This window comes from Megasphaera vaginalis (ex Bordigoni et al. 2020) (assembly GCF_900240295.1).
Classification (GTDB): Bacteria; Bacillota; Negativicutes; order Veillonellales; family Megasphaeraceae; genus Megasphaera; species Megasphaera vaginalis.
The window spans coordinates 285231-302801 of sequence record NZ_OEQB01000002.1 but is presented as its reverse complement, the minus strand read 5'-3'; the positions used below and the strand labels follow the sequence as shown (position 1 = coordinate 302801).

At 50.1% G+C, this 17571-nt stretch carries 11 protein-coding genes and 3 tRNA genes; 2 read left to right on the top strand and 12 right to left on the bottom strand.

The annotated features are described in order from the left end of the window. Positions 1-91: 91 nt before the first annotated feature. Positions 92-538, bottom strand: a complete 447-nt coding sequence (locus C0977_RS03975; protein ID WP_101912518.1) for a universal stress protein — start codon at positions 536-538, stop codon at positions 92-94. Positions 539-951: 413 nt separating this feature from the next. Here C0977_RS03975 and C0977_RS03970 point away from each other — a divergent pair, with 413 nt between their 5' ends. Further along, positions 952-2397, top strand: coding sequence for a sodium:proton antiporter (locus C0977_RS03970; RefSeq protein ID WP_023054611.1), 1446 nt, complete (start codon positions 952-954; stop codon positions 2395-2397). A 115-nt stretch (positions 2398-2512) separates the two neighbouring features. Here the strand turns inward: C0977_RS03970 and C0977_RS03965 are convergent. The 4 genes from C0977_RS03965 to speE all read right to left on the bottom strand — a co-directional run bounded on the left by C0977_RS03965 (position 2513) and on the right by speE (position 3692). Further along, a tRNA-Lys gene (locus C0977_RS03965) sits at positions 2513-2588 on the bottom strand. Between the two features lie 5 nt (positions 2589-2593). Further along, positions 2594-2668, bottom strand: a tRNA-Gln gene (locus C0977_RS03960). A 3-nt stretch (positions 2669-2671) separates the two neighbouring features. After that, positions 2672-2747, bottom strand: a tRNA-His gene (locus C0977_RS03955). Positions 2748-2843: 96 nt separating this feature from the next. Next, the gene (speE, locus tag C0977_RS03950) at positions 2844-3692 is read right to left on the bottom strand and encodes a polyamine aminopropyltransferase (protein ID WP_023054605.1); all 849 of its coding nucleotides are present in this window, start codon (positions 3690-3692) and stop codon (positions 2844-2846) included. Positions 3693-3936: 244 nt separating this feature from the next. On the opposite strand from speE, the gene C0977_RS03945 reads away from it, so the two are divergent. After that, positions 3937-8235 (top strand): 2-hydroxyacyl-CoA dehydratase, encoded by a 4299-nt coding sequence (locus C0977_RS03945; RefSeq protein ID WP_101912517.1) that lies wholly within the window; start codon positions 3937-3939, stop codon positions 8233-8235. 182 nt (positions 8236-8417) lie between these two features. Here C0977_RS03945 and C0977_RS03940 read toward each other — a convergent pair whose 3' ends face one another. From C0977_RS03940 to C0977_RS03910, 7 genes are all read right to left on the bottom strand, one after another. Continuing rightward, the gene (locus C0977_RS03940) at positions 8418-9050 is read right to left on the bottom strand and encodes a response regulator (protein ID WP_023054665.1); all 633 of its coding nucleotides are present in this window, start codon (positions 9048-9050) and stop codon (positions 8418-8420) included. Beyond that, positions 9043-10467, bottom strand: a complete 1425-nt coding sequence (locus C0977_RS03935) for a hypothetical protein (RefSeq protein ID WP_101912516.1) — start codon at positions 10465-10467, stop codon at positions 9043-9045. Before C0977_RS03935 ends, C0977_RS03940 begins: the two co-directional genes overlap by 8 nt. After that, positions 10464-12869 carry an ABC transporter substrate-binding protein gene (locus C0977_RS03930; protein ID WP_159459030.1) on the bottom strand — a complete coding sequence of 802 codons (2406 nt, stop codon included), beginning with the start codon at positions 12867-12869 and terminating at the stop codon, positions 10464-10466. Before C0977_RS03930 ends, C0977_RS03935 begins: the two co-directional genes overlap by 4 nt. A 282-nt stretch (positions 12870-13151) precedes the next feature. Beyond that, entirely contained in the window at positions 13152-14738 is a 1587-nt protein-coding gene (locus C0977_RS03925) for a bifunctional metallophosphatase/5'-nucleotidase (protein WP_101912514.1), read from the bottom strand. A 12-nt stretch (positions 14739-14750) separates the two neighbouring features. Next, positions 14751-15839 carry a nucleoside hydrolase gene (locus C0977_RS03920; RefSeq protein WP_101912513.1) on the bottom strand — a complete coding sequence of 363 codons (1089 nt, stop codon included), beginning with the start codon at positions 15837-15839 and terminating at the stop codon, positions 14751-14753. Between the two features lie 17 nt (positions 15840-15856). Then, complete coding sequence (locus C0977_RS03915) at positions 15857-16777, bottom strand: hypothetical protein (protein ID WP_101912512.1); 921 nt, start codon at positions 16775-16777, stop codon at positions 15857-15859. Positions 16778-16800: 23 nt separating this feature from the next. Next, positions 16801-17568: a TPM domain-containing protein gene (locus tag C0977_RS03910; RefSeq protein ID WP_101912511.1), complete on the bottom strand. Its 768-nt coding sequence runs from the start codon at positions 17566-17568 to the stop codon at positions 16801-16803. Between the last annotated feature and the right edge of the window lie 3 nt (positions 17569-17571).

The window sequence follows — 17571 nt, the reverse complement described above, 5'->3', positions numbered from 1 at the left end:
AATTTGCTTATATCAGTATATCATAAAACCGGCAAATCCCATACTAAAAAGGTCTCTCCTCTATCGGGAGAGACCTTTTTATAAGCTTAAATTATTTAACGATCATGGCAGGACATAAGGAATGAGTGACAACAAAACTGCTGACAGAGCCCATAAACAGTCCCTTTAACGGCCCCAAACCGCGACTGCCCATAACGATCAGATCGGCATTATACTTTTTGGCAACGGATAAAATTGCCGGCCCCGGAGATCCTACTTCAAAAACGGTCTTTACTTCTATATTCTGCGGAATCGCTTTGGCGCAGTCATCCAAAACATTCTTTCCTTCTTCCTCCATGTCCAGCGCTACCTGTTCGGTTACATAACCGCTGGCATTCGGTATTTGATCAAAATTGGAAATAACGGAAACAATATTCGCAACATAAACCAACGTAATCGTCGCTCCCAAAACGGATGCAATCGTTACGGCATGTTCCAATGCCCGTCTGGAATTTTCGGAACCGTCAGTCGGCACAATGATATTTTTATATTGTTTCATAATGAATCCCTCCTCGTGCACCTTTTTCGTGATATTAATAATATTCTATACTGAAGTTGAAATATCCTTCTTTATACTGCCGGTAATTTATCCGATTTTACAAATTTACAGTTTTTACAAAAAATGATACCGTTATTTCAACAGGATAACAGGCCCCTGAAACGATCATCCCTCTTTTTACCGCCTGTCTTCCTTTTAAGGATAATTGCAAACTGACAGTGTAATCTTTACGCTCACTGTGATATACTGTTCTTGATTATTCAATATAAACAAAGCAACAATGCATTTTACATATCGACCGGTTATTCTCATTTCTGCCAACGCGGCTTTTCACCGGATTCCGGCTCCGTTCTCTTTACAACCGGATCAGTTCCTTCTATAATTTCCCTAGTGTTACAAGAAAGGTGGTTTTCATGAAGAACAACATTCGCACACTCATTTGTACCTTAACGGTCCTTCTCTGCTGTATCCCCGCAGTGTTTGCCGATGAAGGTACGCATCATCTGGTCAACCAGACCCTGCCGCTCTGGAGCATCATCCCCTTTGTCGGTATGTTGCTTTCTATTGCCATTATTCCTCTCGTAAAACCGGACTGGTGGGGAAAAAACATGCTTCTGGTCGCTCTGGGCTGGTCCCTCGTCTTCCTTGTCCCTTTTGCTATCGCTTACGGACTCAGCGAAGCCTGGTTCCGGCTCCTGGAATCGGTGCTGTTGGACTACATTCCCTTCATCGTTCTTCTTTTCGGCCTCTTTGCCGCTGCCGGCGGCATTGCCGTCAAAGGAACGCTGGCCGGAACGACCAGGGTCAACGCAGCGCTGCTCTTTATCGGTACAATTTTAGCCAGCTGGATCGGCACGACCGGCGCCGCAATGGTCATGATCCGTCCATTGATCCGTGCCAACGAATGGCGAAAATATAAAGTGCATATAGTCGTCTTCTTCATCTTCCTGGTCGCCAACATCGGCGGCTGTTTAACGCCCCTTGGCGATCCGCCTCTTTTCATGGGCTTCCAGCGCGGCGTTCCGTTCACCTGGACATTTAACCTTTTCCCCATTTTAGTCTTTAATATGATCCTGCTTTTCGCCCTTTTCTATTTTATTGACAGGCACTACTACAAAAAAGAATTGGCCGAAGGTCGTTATCCCATTGACGAGTTGGCGGAAGAAGTAAGAGAACCGATCCGCATTGAAGGCTTGTACAACTTCATCTTCATCTTTATGATCATCATCGGTGTCGTTGCCAACGGTGTCTTACCGAAAATGATTCCGGCCTTCGCTGACGGCGCCGGTATTCCCGTTTTTGACGAAATCATTTTCCCCTACGCAACATTGGTCGAAATTATCATTATCCTTGCAGCATCCTTCTTATCGTTAAAAATGACGAAACAATCCACGCGGGAACTAAACAGTTTCTCTCATGCGCCGATCCTTGAAGTCGCCAAACTATTCATCGGTATTTTCATCACCATGATTCCGGCTTTGATCTTCTTGAAGACGCACGGAGCGGAGCTCGGTCTCAATCAGCCGTGGCAAATGTTTTGGGCCGCCGGCGCGTTATCATCCTTTTTGGATAATACGCCGACATATTTGGTATTTCTGCAGACTGCCGGCGCTTTGGGAGCAACATCGGGCATTGCGACCACAGTCGGTACCGTCGCCGTGCCGATGCTGGAAGCGATTTCTGCCGGCGCCGTTTTCATGGGAGCCAATACGTACATCGGCAATGCACCGAACTTCATGGTAAAATCAATTGCTGAAGAAAACGGCATTAAGATGCCCAGCTTTTTCGGTTACATGGGTTGGTCCTGTGCAATTCTGATTCCAACGTTTATCATTGACATGCTCGTCTTTTTCTTATGAAAATAAAAAACAACAGGCTGTGCCGTCGGCACAGCCTGTTGTTCTTTCGTATCGAAAACGGGGCAGAAAAGCAAAAGAAGAGAACGCCGTCATCACGGTCATCCTCTTCCCGTATTGGTGATCCACCCGAGATTCGAACTCGGGACACCCTGATTAAAAGTCAGGTGCTCTGCCAACTGAGCTAGTGGATCATACCTGGCAGGGGTAGCTGGATTCGAACCAGCGCATAGCGGAGTCAAAGTCCGGTGCCTTACCACTTGGCTATACCCCTGTATGGGGCGAGTATAGGGACTCGAACCCTAGCGTAACGGAGCCACAATCCGCCGTGTTAACCACTTCACCATACCCGCCATATACCTATATTCCGATGCGCAAGACAAAACCTTACAGACTATCGGTAACGTAGGTAATTCTATCATCATTCAAATACTCTGTCAAGGGTATTTTTACCGTGCCTTGGCACCATACAACAAGTCTTTAACAAAGTTCGGCAAGACAAACGCGCTGCGTTGAATGCCTTCATTATAATATCTGGTCGCAAACGACCGCCGCCGACTTGGCGTCCATTGCAAGGGATCATAGTGCTTCGATCCCAGCGTAAAGCAGTGCATGCCGCTCGGATACAGAGGAATAAAGGCGGTATAAAGACGGGTTACGGGGAAAATATCGGATACGCAAGAAAAAACGTCTTTGACCAGTTTCTGATGCATAAACGGAGATTCCGTCTGCTGCACAAAAATACCGTCTGCCGTCAACGCACTGTACGTGTCTTTATAGAAATCATAGGTGAAGAGGCCTTCACCGGGACCGACAGGATCGGAACAGTCGACGATAATGACATCATAATAATTTTTCGACTGTTTCATATAAGCGATGCCGTCTCCTACCTTGACTGTCAACTTCGGATCGTCTTCCAGCATAGCCCGAGAGATTTCCGGCAAAAATTCTTTTGCCAGTTCAATGACCTTGCCGTCGATATCGACCATCGTCACCGTTTCCACTTCAGGATGCCGTACTGCTTCACGAGCAGCGCCGCCGTCACCGCCGCCGATGATAAGGACGTGTTTCGGATTGGGATGCAAAAATAGAGGAATATGGACGATACTTTCATGATATATGAACTCATCTTTAATTGATGTCTGAAATACGCCGTCCAAGACCAGCATTCTGCCGAACTCCTTCGTATCGGCAACGAGAATATCCTGAAAATCGGACTTACCCCGATATAAAATTTCCGTCACTTCTGCCGATAGATCCAGATACGGCGATTGATGTTCCGTCACAAACTCTTTCATTGCAGTTCCTCCTTCAAATCGTAATGAATGGTTCTCGTTCATTGTACCATACTTTATTCTGGGATAATACCAAAAATATTTTCATCAAAAGCCTGTTCTTTCGACAGATTTTTTTATTTTAAACCGTATCTATTTCTCCTCTTCACGAATTAGCTTCATATGGTATAATGTAAGATAGACTATTTCAGTATTCTATAGTCTAAAAAGTCTACAGAAAGACCGGTTATCCGGCATGGTGAATACAATGAAAAATTTACTTCATATCGGCATCGATATCGGTTCGACAACAGTAAAAATTGCCGTTCTCAACGACCTGAAGCAGTGCCTTCATGCCTGCTATGTACGCCATTATACGGACATCCGCCAAAAAGTATGGGATCTATTGGAAAATGCTTATGAAATTTTCGGCGATCAGCAGATCACCGTCGCTATTACGGGGTCCGGCGGTATCGCGCTGGCAGATTATCTGCACATCCCTTTCGTCCAGGAAGTAATTGCCGGCACCAAAGCGGTCCGCACGTACCACCCGCAGTCGGATGTAATCATTGAGCTGGGCGGAGAAGACGCCAAGATCACCTATCTGACAGGCGGCAATGAACACCGCATGAACGGCAATTGTGCCGGCGGCACCGGCGCATTTATCGATCAAATGGCCACCTTGCTCCACACCGATGCGCTCGGACTGAATGCCCTGGCGGAAAAATCGGACACGCTCTATCCCATTGCCGCGCGCTGTGGCGTCTTCGCCAAAACAGATGTGCAGGCGCTGTTAAATGACGGCGCCAGCAAAGAAAACGTCTCCGCCTCCGTACTGCAATCCATCGTTTTGCAGACGATTACCGGGCTGGCCTGCGGCCGGCCGATCCGTGGCACCGTTTGCTTTTTAGGCGGCCCGCTGACATTTCTGCCGCAGCTGCGGCAACAGTTTGCCGACACACTGCACCTTGATGCGGAGCATGTCGTCACCCCTGAAAACGCACAGGTCTACGTGGCTATCGGCGCAGCCCTCGGCAGCTTTGACGCCGCCCCCATATCCTTCATGAACCTCATGGGACAATTGCGCAGCGTTGACGAATCGACATTGGCCAAATCGGATCGTATTGAACCGCTGTTCGTCTCGCCGGAAGAACTGGCTGAATTCAGAAAACGCCACGGTTCACATACCGTAGCCCGCGGTAATCTTGCCGCATACAGCGGCCCCTGCTATCTCGGCATCGATGCCGGGTCAACGACGATCAAAGCCGTGCTGCTCAGCGAAGACAATAAGATTCTCTATTCTCATTATCAAAACAACGAAGGCAGTCCTTTACAGGCGGCAAAAGATATCATTGCGGCTATTTACAGGAAAATGCCGTCTACCGCTTTTATCGCCAAAACAGGCATTACCGGCTACGGTGAATTTCTTTTGAAAGAAGCCCTTCATATCGACTTGGGCGAAGTGGAAACAATCGCACACTACCAAGCTGCCGCTCATTTTTGCCCTGACGTTGACTTCATTTTGGATATTGGCGGACAAGATATGAAGTGCAGCCGCCTCAAAGACGGCCATATTGAAGACATTTTGCTCAATGAGGCTTGCTCTGCAGGCTGCGGTTCCTTTTTGGATACGTTCGCAAAATCACTGAACATGTCGATAGAAGATTTTTCCAAGGCGGCGCTAACCGCCTCAGCGCCTATTGATCTGGGCTCGCGCTGCACCGTTTTCATGAATTCCAAGGTAAAACAGGCGCAAAAAGAAGGCGCCACCATGGCCGATATTTCTTCCGGCCTGTCTTATTCCGTTATTAAGAACGCCTTATATAAGGTAATAAAGGTCAAAGACCCTGCCAAATTAGGCAACCATATCGTCGTGCAGGGCGGTACCTTTTACAATGACGCCGTGCTCCGCGCTTTTGAAAAGCTGCTGGGCCGCCACGTTATCCGGCCATCCATAGCCGGACTCATGGGAGCCTTCGGAATGGGATTGATCTGCCGTTCCGCTTATCATGCCGATCACGTCAAGACGACGCTCCTGGACGCTGCCGGACTGGAGGCTTTGCGCGTCGATACGTCCATCAGGCATTGCGGTCAATGCACCAATAATTGTCTCCTGACGGTCAACACATTTAACGACGGCCGTTCCTTTATCACCGGCAACCGCTGTGAACGCGGCGCCGCCGGCTCCGTCAATGCGGCCAGAAAAGTACTCCCCAATCTTTACAAAACTAAATATGCCCGCCTGTTCGCACATTACACCCCCCTTGCCGATGCGCCGCGCGGTACGGTCGGCTTGCCGCGGGTATTGAACATGTATGAAGATTACCCCTTCTGGTTTACCTTCTTTACGAAGCTCGGCTATACCGTAGTCCTTTCCGACACATCGTCAAAAGCGCTGTTTCAGAAAGCGATGGATACGATCCCTTCAGATTCGGCCTGTTATCCGGCAAAACTCGTCCACGGCCATATTGAAAACCTGCTCGAAAAAGGTGTCGACCGTATTTTTTATCCCTGCATCCAGAACGGCCCTTCCGAAGAATCGAAGGACAATACGTTCAACTGCCCGATGGTCATGAGTTATCCCGAAGTGATCCGACACAACATGTCGGAACGGCTCGCAGACAGCAACACCGTATACCTTTGTCCGTTCCTGCCGCTCCATGATAAAAAGCGCATTATTCCCCGTCTTCAGGAAGAACTTCAAGTCTGGAATCTCGGTAAGGAGGAGATCCGAATTGCAGCGACAGCTGCTTGGGACGAAGAAGAACGGTATAAAAAAGAATACTGCGACGTGACGGAAAAAACGCTGGCCATGCTTGATAAAAACGGCGAACGGGCCATCGTCCTCAGCGGCAGGCCTTACCATGTCGATCCGGAAATCAATCACGGTATTCCGGAATTGATCAACAGCCTCGGCCTTGCCGTCCTGACGGAAGACGGCGTTGCGCCTCTCGGCCGCTTTCCCGGGCACCTGCGCGTCGTCGATCAGTGGTCATATCATTCACGGCTCTATCGAGCGGCTCAATATGTCGCCGCGCACGATAATCTGGAGCTCGTCGAACTGAACTCTTTCGGCTGCGGACTGGACGCCATCGTTGCCGATCAGGTGCAGGAAATACTGACACACGGTCATAAAATCCACACGCTGCTAAAGATTGACGAAGGCTCTAATCTCGGCGCAATCCGCATCCGTCTCCGCTCGCTGCTTTTCGTCATGAACCATCGTCAGCGAAGCGAAGAGATTACGGAACCTTATTCCTATGAAAAAGCGATCTTTACAAAAGCGGATAAGAAAACGCATGTCATTTTGGCGCCGGAAATGACGCCGATCCACTTTCCCCTGTTTCAGGCCGCTTTCGCCCATGCGGGATTTCATATGGAATTATTGCCTCATCAGGGTCAGGAGGCCATTGATACGGGGTTGGCCTATATCCATAATGACGCCTGCTATCCGGCCATCATGTCGCTCGGCCAGATCATCACGGCCTTAAAATCCGGCAAATACGATTTGGACAACACTTCGGTTATCATCTCGCAAACCGGCGGCTGCTGCCGCGCGACAAACTACATTGGCATGATCCGCAAAGCCCTGGCTGACGCCAACATGCCGAATATCCCCATCATCTCATTGAATACGAAAGGCTTGAACCGCCAGCCCGGCTTTGATCCGAAAATCGGTTTCTGGCATCGCCTGTTACAGGGGATGATTTACGGCGATGCCCTCCAGCAGGTCCTGTATCGCACCAGGCCTTACGAAAAAGTCAAAGGGACTGCGGAAGCGCTCTTCAAAAAATGGCAGAAAAAGTGCGCCGCCGATTTGATCAAAGCCGATATCGCCACATTCAGGAAAAACATTCACAATCTCATTGAAGAGTTTGACAACATCGGCATGACCGGCGAAAAGAAACCGCGCATCGGTTTGGTCGGCGAGATCTATGTCAAATTCCATCCTATCGCCAACAATCAAATCGTCCGCATGATTGAAGAGGAAGGCGGCGAAATCATCGTCTCCGGACTGGCCGACTTCTTTTACTACGGTCTTTTGGACAGCCAGTTCCGCCATAAATATCTTTCCGGCACGTGGCTCTCTTCGGCAGCCAGTAAGATTTCCGTCAAACTGCTCGACTGGTATCGCAAGCCCTATGCCGATGCCGTCAAAAAGAGCCGTCATTTCGACAGCATTACGTCCATTTACGATATTGCCGCCGAAGCGAAAGAATTCCTCTCCCTCGGTCACGTTGCCGGCGAAGGCTGGTTTCTTACGGGCGACATGATCGACCTCATCAAACGTGGAGCCAAAAATATCGTCTGCCTCCAGCCTTGGGCCTGCCTGCCGAATCATGTAACGGGCAAGGGCATGATCAAGACCTTGAAGGCCGCTTTCCCCGATACGAACATTGTTGCCATCGACTACGATCCCAGCGCCAGTTCCGTCAATCAGACGAACCGACTGAAACTGATGCTGACGACGACCTTTGAAAGCATTCGGGAACCTCTGGCCGAAACGGAAAAGCCGACGATTCCTTTCTTGAAAGATGTCCGCATCAACAGCACGTTAAAAAAATAACGGGCCTAATACGCCTTGCCGTTCAAACACTTCGGCGTGACCCGTTCTCTCCCGGTAGGGCACTGCAACTGCAGTGCCCTATTTTCACGTAGTCATTTCAACACGGCAAAAAGGCAGCTATTCTTTATAACGGATAGCTGCCTTGAACGCAAGGGTTGTAAAATTTACGGTCCTTCCTTTTTCTATTCTCCCACCTCCGGATCAATATACCCCCGATTCGCCGCCTCGACGGCAAGACCGACAATGTTCTTGTGACCCGTTTTCGTCAGCATATTGTTAATATGGAAATTGACAGTACTCCCTGCGATCCCCAACGCCTGCGCCACTTCCTTCCGGCTCATATTTCGACACAACAGAGACAAAATTTCCATTTCACGTCGCGTCAGCCGGGCGTCATAAAAACCGAAGCCGAAAGACTCCTTGCCGTCCGGAAGAGGATAGACATGTTCGCCTTCCATCGTTCGCCGTATGCAGGAAATAAAATCATCTGCCGAGCCGTCTTTGTAAATAAAACTGTCGGCACCGGCTTCACGGGCTTTCTGAATAAAATTCCATTCGGGAAACCCTGTCATCAAAACAACTTTAAGATTCGGAAACTTTTTCTTCAGCCGTTTCGTCACAAAAAAACCTGTCGTTTTGCTCTCCATGCAAATATCCATCAAAACCAGATCGGGGGCTTTCCGGCTGCAGTAAATCTCCACCAGATCAGGCAAAGTGATGCTGCCGACGACGGTCACCAGATCACTGCCGTGAAACAACTCGGCAATACCGTCAAGCAATATTTTTTGGTCATCTACGATCAATACCTTAATCATCGCTATTCCTCCCTTCCGTTTCACGCTCTTTCCGGAAAACCGCGACCAACATAAAATGGGGCTGTCCTTCAAGCCGCAACGTACCGCCCGCCCCTTCGACGGCTTGGCGTATGCTGCGCAGCCCTTGTCCGGGAACGATTGCGGCGCAACCTTCACCGTTATCGGCAATCACGATCCGATACATCTCTTCCGATTCTTCAAGTTGCACCGTAATAGCCGTCGCCTTGCCGTGAAGAACGGCGTTTGTAAAAGCTTCCCGCATCGTACGGACAAAAATGCCGGAATATCGTTCGTCTTGCGGTAACTGGCCGTCAATAGCGATGTGAATACCGATACCGCAATAGGTCTGCAACAACTGCTTCAATAATTGCTTGGCAGAAATCGTAATTTCCCTGCGAAGATCCGTCATGACGCTGCCGACAAGGGGAATAATGCTTTGGTAGTCACTGAGTCTTCTGTTTTTGAGAAACTGTTGGAATATGGTAATACGTTGTCCCATGAGATCGTGAATATTGCTGGCGACTTCTGTATACGCCCTGCCTTGCTGTACTTTTTCCAAATTTTTGAGCGAATTTCTCAAAGCGTGGCTGTTCTGCTCAAAAAGGGCATTTTGCACTTCCAAGGTCTGATTCAGCGAGTCGAGCAATGTCACATCAATAGCGGTTATCTGTATGGCTTGCTCCTTACCCCAATGCAAAACGGTTCGGGAAAATAACTTGCTTTTCCCGTCAGGGAAACGAAACAAGATCTTATCTCCGTAGTATTCCTTAGTGATCCCATAGGCGCCGGCAAAGCCGAGAAGGCGACGCCATAATTCATGGGCATTGCGAAAATGCTGGTTAAACAGCATCCTCATCAAATAAAACATCGCTTTGTTGATCAGCAGCCCCTTGCCATCTATCGTCGCTAGCATGATGCCCATAGGCATACTGTCGATAGCCTGCTGGATGGAATAGGCCGATAGGCTGTCTGCCTGTATTTTCCTGATATGTCGCCATTGCCGCCAACTGTAGCAGAGGGAAAAAACGAGGGCTCCTAACAGCGGATAAGGCATGAAGTGATCCCAAACGGGCAGCGACGCGACTGCGGCGGCAGGAATCCAACGGATACCGGGGCACTGGTTCCACCAATAAACACATTGCAGCAGGCAGAGGATGACAACGGCACTGCGAAAGGTATCGCAAAAATCAATAAGCAAAAAATTTCCCTGAATGCTGGAATAGGAGAAAACAAAGACAACAAGTGTCGAAAAGGGCAGCCCCATGACGGACATATCCCAACAAAACCGTCTTGCATTCCGATAAGAGGAAAGGGACCACCCTTCCTGCCAGGTCAAAAACTGCAGCAGCAACACGACCATGGCGGCCACTACCAAACAGGCGCGCCACGAAGAAGGATATAGAAAAATTTCCGTCATATACCTCCCTCCTCCTGCACCACATCAATTCCGCACAGTCCGTCTTCATCGTGCACACAAATCCGCACGCTGCTGTCCGAACCGTTTTTCTTGACATACAGCGACTGCTGTTGCAACCACGGTTCCGCAGCTGCGAAGCGAAAGGTCATGCAGATGCTCTCTTTTTTGTAAAAAGTGATCATCAGCGGCGCCGACCGATGCAGTATCGCCTGTTCCAAAACATTCTCCATAATATCATAAAAGCGCAGCGCCGTTTCTGTCGGCACCTCACCTGACAGATCATAAAGGACGGCGCAGGAGATTCCCGCTTCATTGGCATACTTTTTACTCTCTTCTACGGCAAGATGCAATTCCCGAGCCGCCAAAACCTGCCGCTCCTTCCCCCGCAGCAACATGACACAACGTTTTTTCAAAAAACAAGCCAACAAATTGAGCCGACGAATAGCCTGAAAGAACTCGGCAGAATCATCATCTCGTTCCAAAACAGCCAGATATTTCATGAGTTCTCTTTTCTTTTCGGCAAAAACGGCTTCTATTTCATCGTAAAGCCGTTCTTTGGCCCTGAATACGCCTGATTCGAGCTGCAGTTCCCGTTCCTGCCCAAGAAGGCGGTAAGATTGTTGCAGCGCTTGCCCGATATGAAGAAGCTTTTCCTGTTTTTCCTGAAGCTCACTGATATCCTCTTCCCAGCGTATCAGACTGCCGCGAATGGGCAGTTCCGACTGACGTACGATACGGCCTTCCGTACCGGCAAAACGTGACGAAAAAGCGATTTCTCCGTCTTTATGCATAAGCTTCATAGATAAATCGGAATGGACGAAGAGGTTAATATAGCCCTGATTGGAAGGAATAATGCCGCTCCACAAGGCGCCTTTCAAAAAGAGCAGCAAGAAAAAAACGATGACCAAAACGACCTGCGTGCGCCTGAAAGGCGTAATTCCCTCAATATACGCATAAAGGTACAGCGCCAGCAGCACGATCAGCACGATCAGGACAATGACTTTTTTCTTCAGCACTCGCTGCCTGCGAGCCTTATACATCATCCAACCGACGGCGCCGAAGGCCTGCGCCGCAATGAGCAGCAGGAAGAGCGGATGCAAGGCGCCGTAGCCGTAATTATGCTGATAATGCAGAAAATCGTCTGCAAAGGTAAAAACCAGTTGATGATAGTCATTCGTCAGATAAACGAGCGATACAGCCCCGTCGACACCGGCCAGATATTTCAACCAGCGCGGCGGCAGCGAATCATCGACATCACGATCTATGCTATAGGCGATCCAAAGCAAAAAAAGGGTGATAAGCAGTTCAAAAGGGCCATACGTATACCAGAGTAGCCGCAGCAAGGCCCCTGCAGAATCGTTCAGCAAATATTTCAGGATGCGAATACCGATGAACAGGGCCAGAACCGTTCCCAATCTCAGTACGGCCTTGCGCACACCGCGCTGCATGATCCGGCGTTCCATGTGACGGGTCAGAAACAACGCAAAAAACACTAAGGGAAAGCAAAAGAAAATACTTTCTCCTACGATGCCGATCGTTACATATTGAGAATGGCTGATAAGCGCTTGCTCCTCATCGGCCAAACGCAAACTTTCCTGTAAAATCAGTTGTTTATCCTGTGCCGACAGCGGCTGCACCTGCGCCGGGCGATGCTGGCCGTCGTACCGTTCCGGCCATTCGTTTCGCAGAACTTCCCGCAAAACAGCTCCATTAATAGGCAGTTCGCTCCGTGCCAACAACCCCTTGGTAAATACGAGAGTTCCTTCAGCCGGCACGATGACCTCCAACAAAGCGCCCTGGCTGCGAAACCGCTCCGCCTGATGATCGAAAAGAATATACGCCTCCGCCGCACCGTCGGCAACGGGACTGAAATATTGCAGTCCCGACGTCCCGTATTCCCAGTGAATCAGTCCGGCTTCATCCATTTGCCGTAAAAAATCGAATCCTTCATCGCCGGACAACTGGTGCGTCAGACCGTAGGTCACCGCCATGATAATGGTCGATAACTCCAACTTCTGCACTGGCAGCTGTACGTGGATTTTTTTCTTCAGCAAATCATTCCAACCGGTAATTTCCTCTTTACAAAGATTTCTGTCGACAGCAATGACGACTGTCGTTTCATAGTGAGGATACCAGTATAAAGGGGTTCGGGCCTTGCCGTACGCGGCAGCCTGAAAGTCGAAAACCTCGACAGCCGTAACAGCGGACAGTTGATCGGCCAACTGTATCTCTGCGCCTTCCACGCGATACTCCGTGCCGGTCAATGAAGCCGTCAGCGCCGTTCCATAGCCGTCATCAGCCGTATTGTCATACAGCACAATCTCCTGCCCCGCCGCCGTCAAGACGGCGGCAAAAAGGAATCCCCATACGAAACTCGTCAAGATACGATAGAACCGAGCCATAGATATCCCTTCTTTACCTTTATTATACGTGAATTTAAAAAAGTTATCTATAACATGTATTTCCGATCGGCACGGCCGAAATCCGTATCGCCTATATTGACTCGCAGCGGCACGGTTCCGACGGCTGAATGCGGCTTTCATTACCTATATGGCGATGCACAAATAAAGAGCGCCGAAAATTTGGCGCTCTTTATTTGTGTGTCGCAAAACCGTCATCATATCTGCAAAGCGCTTTTTGTCTGATACCTGTTCCCTGCAACGCCTGCCGCCAGAAATAGCCGATTACAATAGCGTAATACGGCCCTGGGGCGAACCGTAGCGGCTGTCAATCCGGCCATTTAACGCCTCGGTCAGATAATGCTCTACAGCGTCCGTATCCACGTAGCCAATGATGCTGCTCGTTCCTTTTCCGGGAATCGTCAAGGCTCCGTAAGCGTCACCGCCGCGGCAGATGAATTCAAACGTTGCCAATCTGTACGTCGCCTTGAGGTCAAACGGCTTGCCCCCTACTTCATGGATCGTAACCCGCGCGCCGGGACGACGCGGCGCATAGGCAGTAGAATGTTCGTATACCGGCCCTCGCTCGTACGGAACCTTCGTATTGACGGTCATCGTCAATCCCGCGATCTGCGGAAAAGCCACCATCGGTTCCGGTATTTCAGCCGTCGCCGCTTCCATGATCTCTAAAAGAGTTTCTCCTGTAAGGCTGAGCGTACAGATTTGGTTGCTATACGGCAACACGGCATGAATATCGCCGACAGTAATATTGCCGCTTTTGAGGGAATCGCGCAAACCGCCGCCGTTGACCAAGGCCGCGTCGACCGGCGTCCCGAAGGGATCCGCCATGCGGGCCTGCCAAAGAACGGCGTCGGCAACAAAGTCGCCCAAGTTCGTTTCCATCGTTCGCACGCCTGGTACCCGGTTGCCGTTCAACAGGACTTCACTCCTGCCCAATTCACGCGCCAAGGCTGCCGCCACGGCGGCGGCTTCGGCATCGATGACGGCCTTCGTCGCTTCATCTTGACGCCTGCCGGCACTGTACGGCAGTAACTCTTCCCGCCACAACCCGCCGTCGTGGCTGATCTTGCCGATATTCTCCGTGTGGCAGCCCGCTTCCGCCAACAGCGTACCGTTGACATAGGCGTTTTTGATTTTATGATCGTGGCCGTCAATAAAAATATCAATACCGTTGACGTGCTGCAACAGATCTTCGGACCGATGGCCGCTGCTGCCGGGGTCGCTGCCCAAATGCCCCAGAGCAATAACGACGTCGCAATTATCTTTTCTCAGCAGATCCACTTCATGCTGTGCATTTTCATACAGCGCCCGGTCATTCAAAATCGTCAAACCGTAAACGTTCTTCGGATTCGTCGAAACCACGGTATCCGGTGTCGTCAAGCCGAAAATCCCGACTTTGACGTCGCCTTTGTGAATCATCATCCGCGGCTGCACCAGGGTCCTCCCTGTTGCCGCGACGAACACATTGGCCGAGATGACGGGAAAGGAAGCTTCACGGACACGCTGCAACAGGACGTCCTGTCCGTAATCGAATTCGTGATTGCCCAAGGTCATGGCATCATAACCGGCCTTGTTCATAATAGCGATGGCCGATCTGCCTTTGCTGAGATTGACGAGATTATTATCCTGAATGGCGTCGCCTCCGTCGACAAGCAAGACGTCACGTCCCTGGTTCTCATACTCCTTCTTCAAAGCCGCCACGACGGCCATCCCTTGTTCTGTTTCCGTCATCTGATCAAAACCGTGACTGTCATTCGTATGAAGAATGACGAGATTCGACAGGTCCGCGGCCATGGCCGGCCCCCACGCCAGCAGCACGAATGCAGCCAACGCCGCTAATTTTCCTTTCATCACATCGACTCCTTATAATTCGTCGCAAACCCGATATATCATCTGCCAAAGTCTTTTTTCATCTACCGTCTTGATAATGCGCGCCGCTTGCGTTCCTGCCGGCGCTGCGCCTCTGTATGCCAGCGACTGGCCGTACGACGGCGAATACGTGTCATTAATATCGACAAAGCATTTCTCTTCTTCCAAAATCAGCGACGGATCGATAACGATAGCGGCGGCAATCACGTCCCAGACGTAATTATTGAAAGCCGCACCGTCCCGCAGGAGCGGATACATCCAGTGATGTTGCCACATGTCGGCAAAAACCGGATTATGCAGCCGCGCCGATATCTCCCGGAACTGGGTCTGCGTAATATGAACTTTTTCGCAAACATCCAACGGCACGATCACCTGTTCCCCAAAAGGAGCACGCAATGCCGTCCGTGCCGCTTCCGGATCAAGCCAAAAATTAAATTCCGCTGCCGGCATAACATTGCCGCCGACAAAGAAGGCGCCGCCCATGTAGCACACCTGTTTGACAAGAGGGGCTATTTCCGGGGCCTTCTGCAAAGCTGCCGCCAAATTGGCCGCCGTTCCGATAGCGACGACGGTCACTTCGTGAGGCCGGGCTTTGATGGTACGAATAATAAAATCAACGGCGTCGTCCGCCGCCGGAACCGATTGCGGCCGACGATGGAATTTGGCCGCATAGGCGTCCTGCCAACTTGCCGGCTGCGCATATCCCGCAGCGCCGAGGTGACTGTCTGCGCCTCGCCCGAAAAGCACCTGCTCCGCTTGCAGAGCGGCAAAACGGCCGCTTCGCGTCGTTCTGTTTCGTCCCATATAAACGGGTATTTCTTTTTCTTTGCCGATTCCTTCAAGCTGCCGCAAGGCGCTGGCCGTTCCGTCTTCTACCCAAGTATTGCCGATAACGACGGTGACGCCGAGAAGCTCGACCTCTTCAGAGCGAGCCAGCATCAGCATGGCCATACCGTCATCAAAAAGTTCGACCATATCGGCATCAAGAATGACCGGTTTCTTGTCTTGCGCAAAAACTGCCGATGTCAGAAAACAGAACATCATGCCAACTAAAATTGCCGTGAGAAAACGGTTCTTCATCATATGTCTCCTCCATTCGGTTACGAAAGTGCGATAAGGCAGAGATGAAGTCCTTCATAATCGGTGACCAGCGCGATGGTATTCTTTTCCAACGCGTAAATACCGTAAGCACCGCCCTTCATCTTAATATCGTTTTTCGTCAGCGAGCCGACGAAAGAGCCGTCACGCAACCGATACACACGCACCCCGTCTTCCCCTCTGCTATAAATGCACAGATAGTCTTTCGTTACAGCGTAGTAAAGGGCGCTTTCTTTATAGGGCCCGTACGTATTAAGTACCTTTCCTTCCAAGTCCATCCGCGTGATATTCTCGAACTTCCGATCTGCGCCTTTCTCCCTGCCGTCCGTATAGATCGTATTGTCTTTGATCGCACACCAAGTAGCGCCGGAGAAGGGAGGATCCGGAACCAACGGTTCCTTCGCCGGCGACACTTTACCGTTGTCGACGCCGACGATATAAATCTGTCCCGAATTGAACCAAACAACGCCGTGCTTGCCGTCTTCCGCCGGAACAAACCAGCCGTAATCTTTAAAGCCCGTTTCATATTCCTTGCCGTCTTCAATATATTTCAACGCTTGATCTTTTGTCTTGAAATATAGTCTCTTGCCGTCCGTTCCGCTCAAGGCGCGGACATTTTGGGCTATAACACCGTTGTTCTCTCCAGTTACCAGTTTTTTATCCTTAATCGTAAATTTCAACAGTTCGTTTTGTTTGGAAAGAAGATACATGGCATTATCCTGCCAAATAAGGGCACTGTTGGAAAACTGCACCTTAACATCCGGCCCTTCCATCGCCATGACGTGAGCGTTTTGATCACCGCAGTTGAGGGCCGTGCCGTCTTTCGAGACCATGCCGGTAATACTGTTGTCGCCACATCCGGACAGCATCACCGCCGCCGCTGCCAGCGCACTGCACAACACCGTCTTAAGCCACATTTTCATCTGTTTCACCTCTTTCGGCCGGCTTAAAATTTACCGCCTCCGCCGCCATGTTCACTGTCGGCAGCAGAGTATCTGCCTCCTCCGCCGCCCTTCTTTTGTATCGTTTTGACATGAACATCTGTATACAAATAAATATCATCGGAATCTGTCAAATTGAAGCTGCCGTCTTTAATATATGCGTCTGCTGATACCTGTTCCTTAACATTACTCATGGATCCGACCAGCCACTTCCGCAAACCGAAAGTCAACAACCCGGCGCCGCCTAGGGCTATAACCAAAGGAAGCCACCAAACTTCGTCGTTCCATGCCATGGCCCGCCCATTTTTCTGATAGAAACTCATCAGCGTATCTGCTGTACCGGCATATTCCGTAAACGCTTTTTCATACTTTCCTTTCGATAATTCCGACACGATGTTTTCTTCCATTTTATCGATGCCGAAGGCATCGGTAATTGCCTGCCGTGCCGTATTATCGGTAGAGATATACCAGTCTCGTGTACTCATAACGATCAGCAGCACCATCGCGCCGCCTTTGGCACCGCGATACCGTTTATCCAGGATTTCGTTGGCTAGCTTCCCGACTTTCTTATCACCTGCCGACTTCATCGTCACAACGGCAATGTTCATCCCATATTTGTCGCTCACCTGATCAAGGACTGCCGTCACGCGTTTTTGTGCCGATGCATCCAGCAGATTCGCTTCGTCCACCAATCGGGGCGCCGCCGCAAACGAAGCCAGACTCAACAGAAAGATAAAACACACCGAAAAGAATAACGTTGTTATTTTTCTCATCTA

What these genes read in the sequence shown, in the direction of transcription:
- C0977_RS03975 (WP_101912518.1), bottom strand. Translation starts at nt 538, where the DNA reads ATGAAACAATATAAAAATATCATTGTGCCGACTGACGGTTCCGAAAAT.
- C0977_RS03970 (WP_023054611.1), top strand. Translation starts at nt 952, where the DNA reads ATGAAGAACAACATTCGCACACTCATTTGTACCTTAACGGTCCTTCTC.
- speE (WP_023054605.1), bottom strand. Translation starts at nt 3,692, where the DNA reads ATGAAAGAGTTTGTGACGGAACATCAATCGCCGTATCTGGATCTATCG.
- C0977_RS03945 (WP_101912517.1), top strand. Translation starts at nt 3,937, where the DNA reads ATGAAAAATTTACTTCATATCGGCATCGATATCGGTTCGACAACAGTA.
- C0977_RS03940 (WP_023054665.1), bottom strand. Translation starts at nt 9,050, where the DNA reads ATGATTAAGGTATTGATCGTAGATGACCAAAAAATATTGCTTGACGGT.
- C0977_RS03935 (WP_101912516.1), bottom strand. Translation starts at nt 10,467, where the DNA reads ATGACGGAAATTTTTCTATATCCTTCTTCGTGGCGCGCCTGTTTGGTA.
- C0977_RS03930 (WP_159459030.1), bottom strand. Translation starts at nt 12,869, where the DNA reads ATGGCTCGGTTCTATCGTATCTTGACGAGTTTCGTATGGGGATTCCTT.
- C0977_RS03925 (WP_101912514.1), bottom strand. Translation starts at nt 14,738, where the DNA reads ATGAAAGGAAAATTAGCGGCGTTGGCTGCATTCGTGCTGCTGGCGTGG.
- C0977_RS03920 (WP_101912513.1), bottom strand. Translation starts at nt 15,839, where the DNA reads ATGATGAAGAACCGTTTTCTCACGGCAATTTTAGTTGGCATGATGTTC.
- C0977_RS03915 (WP_101912512.1), bottom strand. Translation starts at nt 16,777, where the DNA reads ATGAAAATGTGGCTTAAGACGGTGTTGTGCAGTGCGCTGGCAGCGGCG.
- C0977_RS03910 (WP_101912511.1), bottom strand. Translation starts at nt 17,568, where the DNA reads ATGAGAAAAATAACAACGTTATTCTTTTCGGTGTGTTTTATCTTTCTG.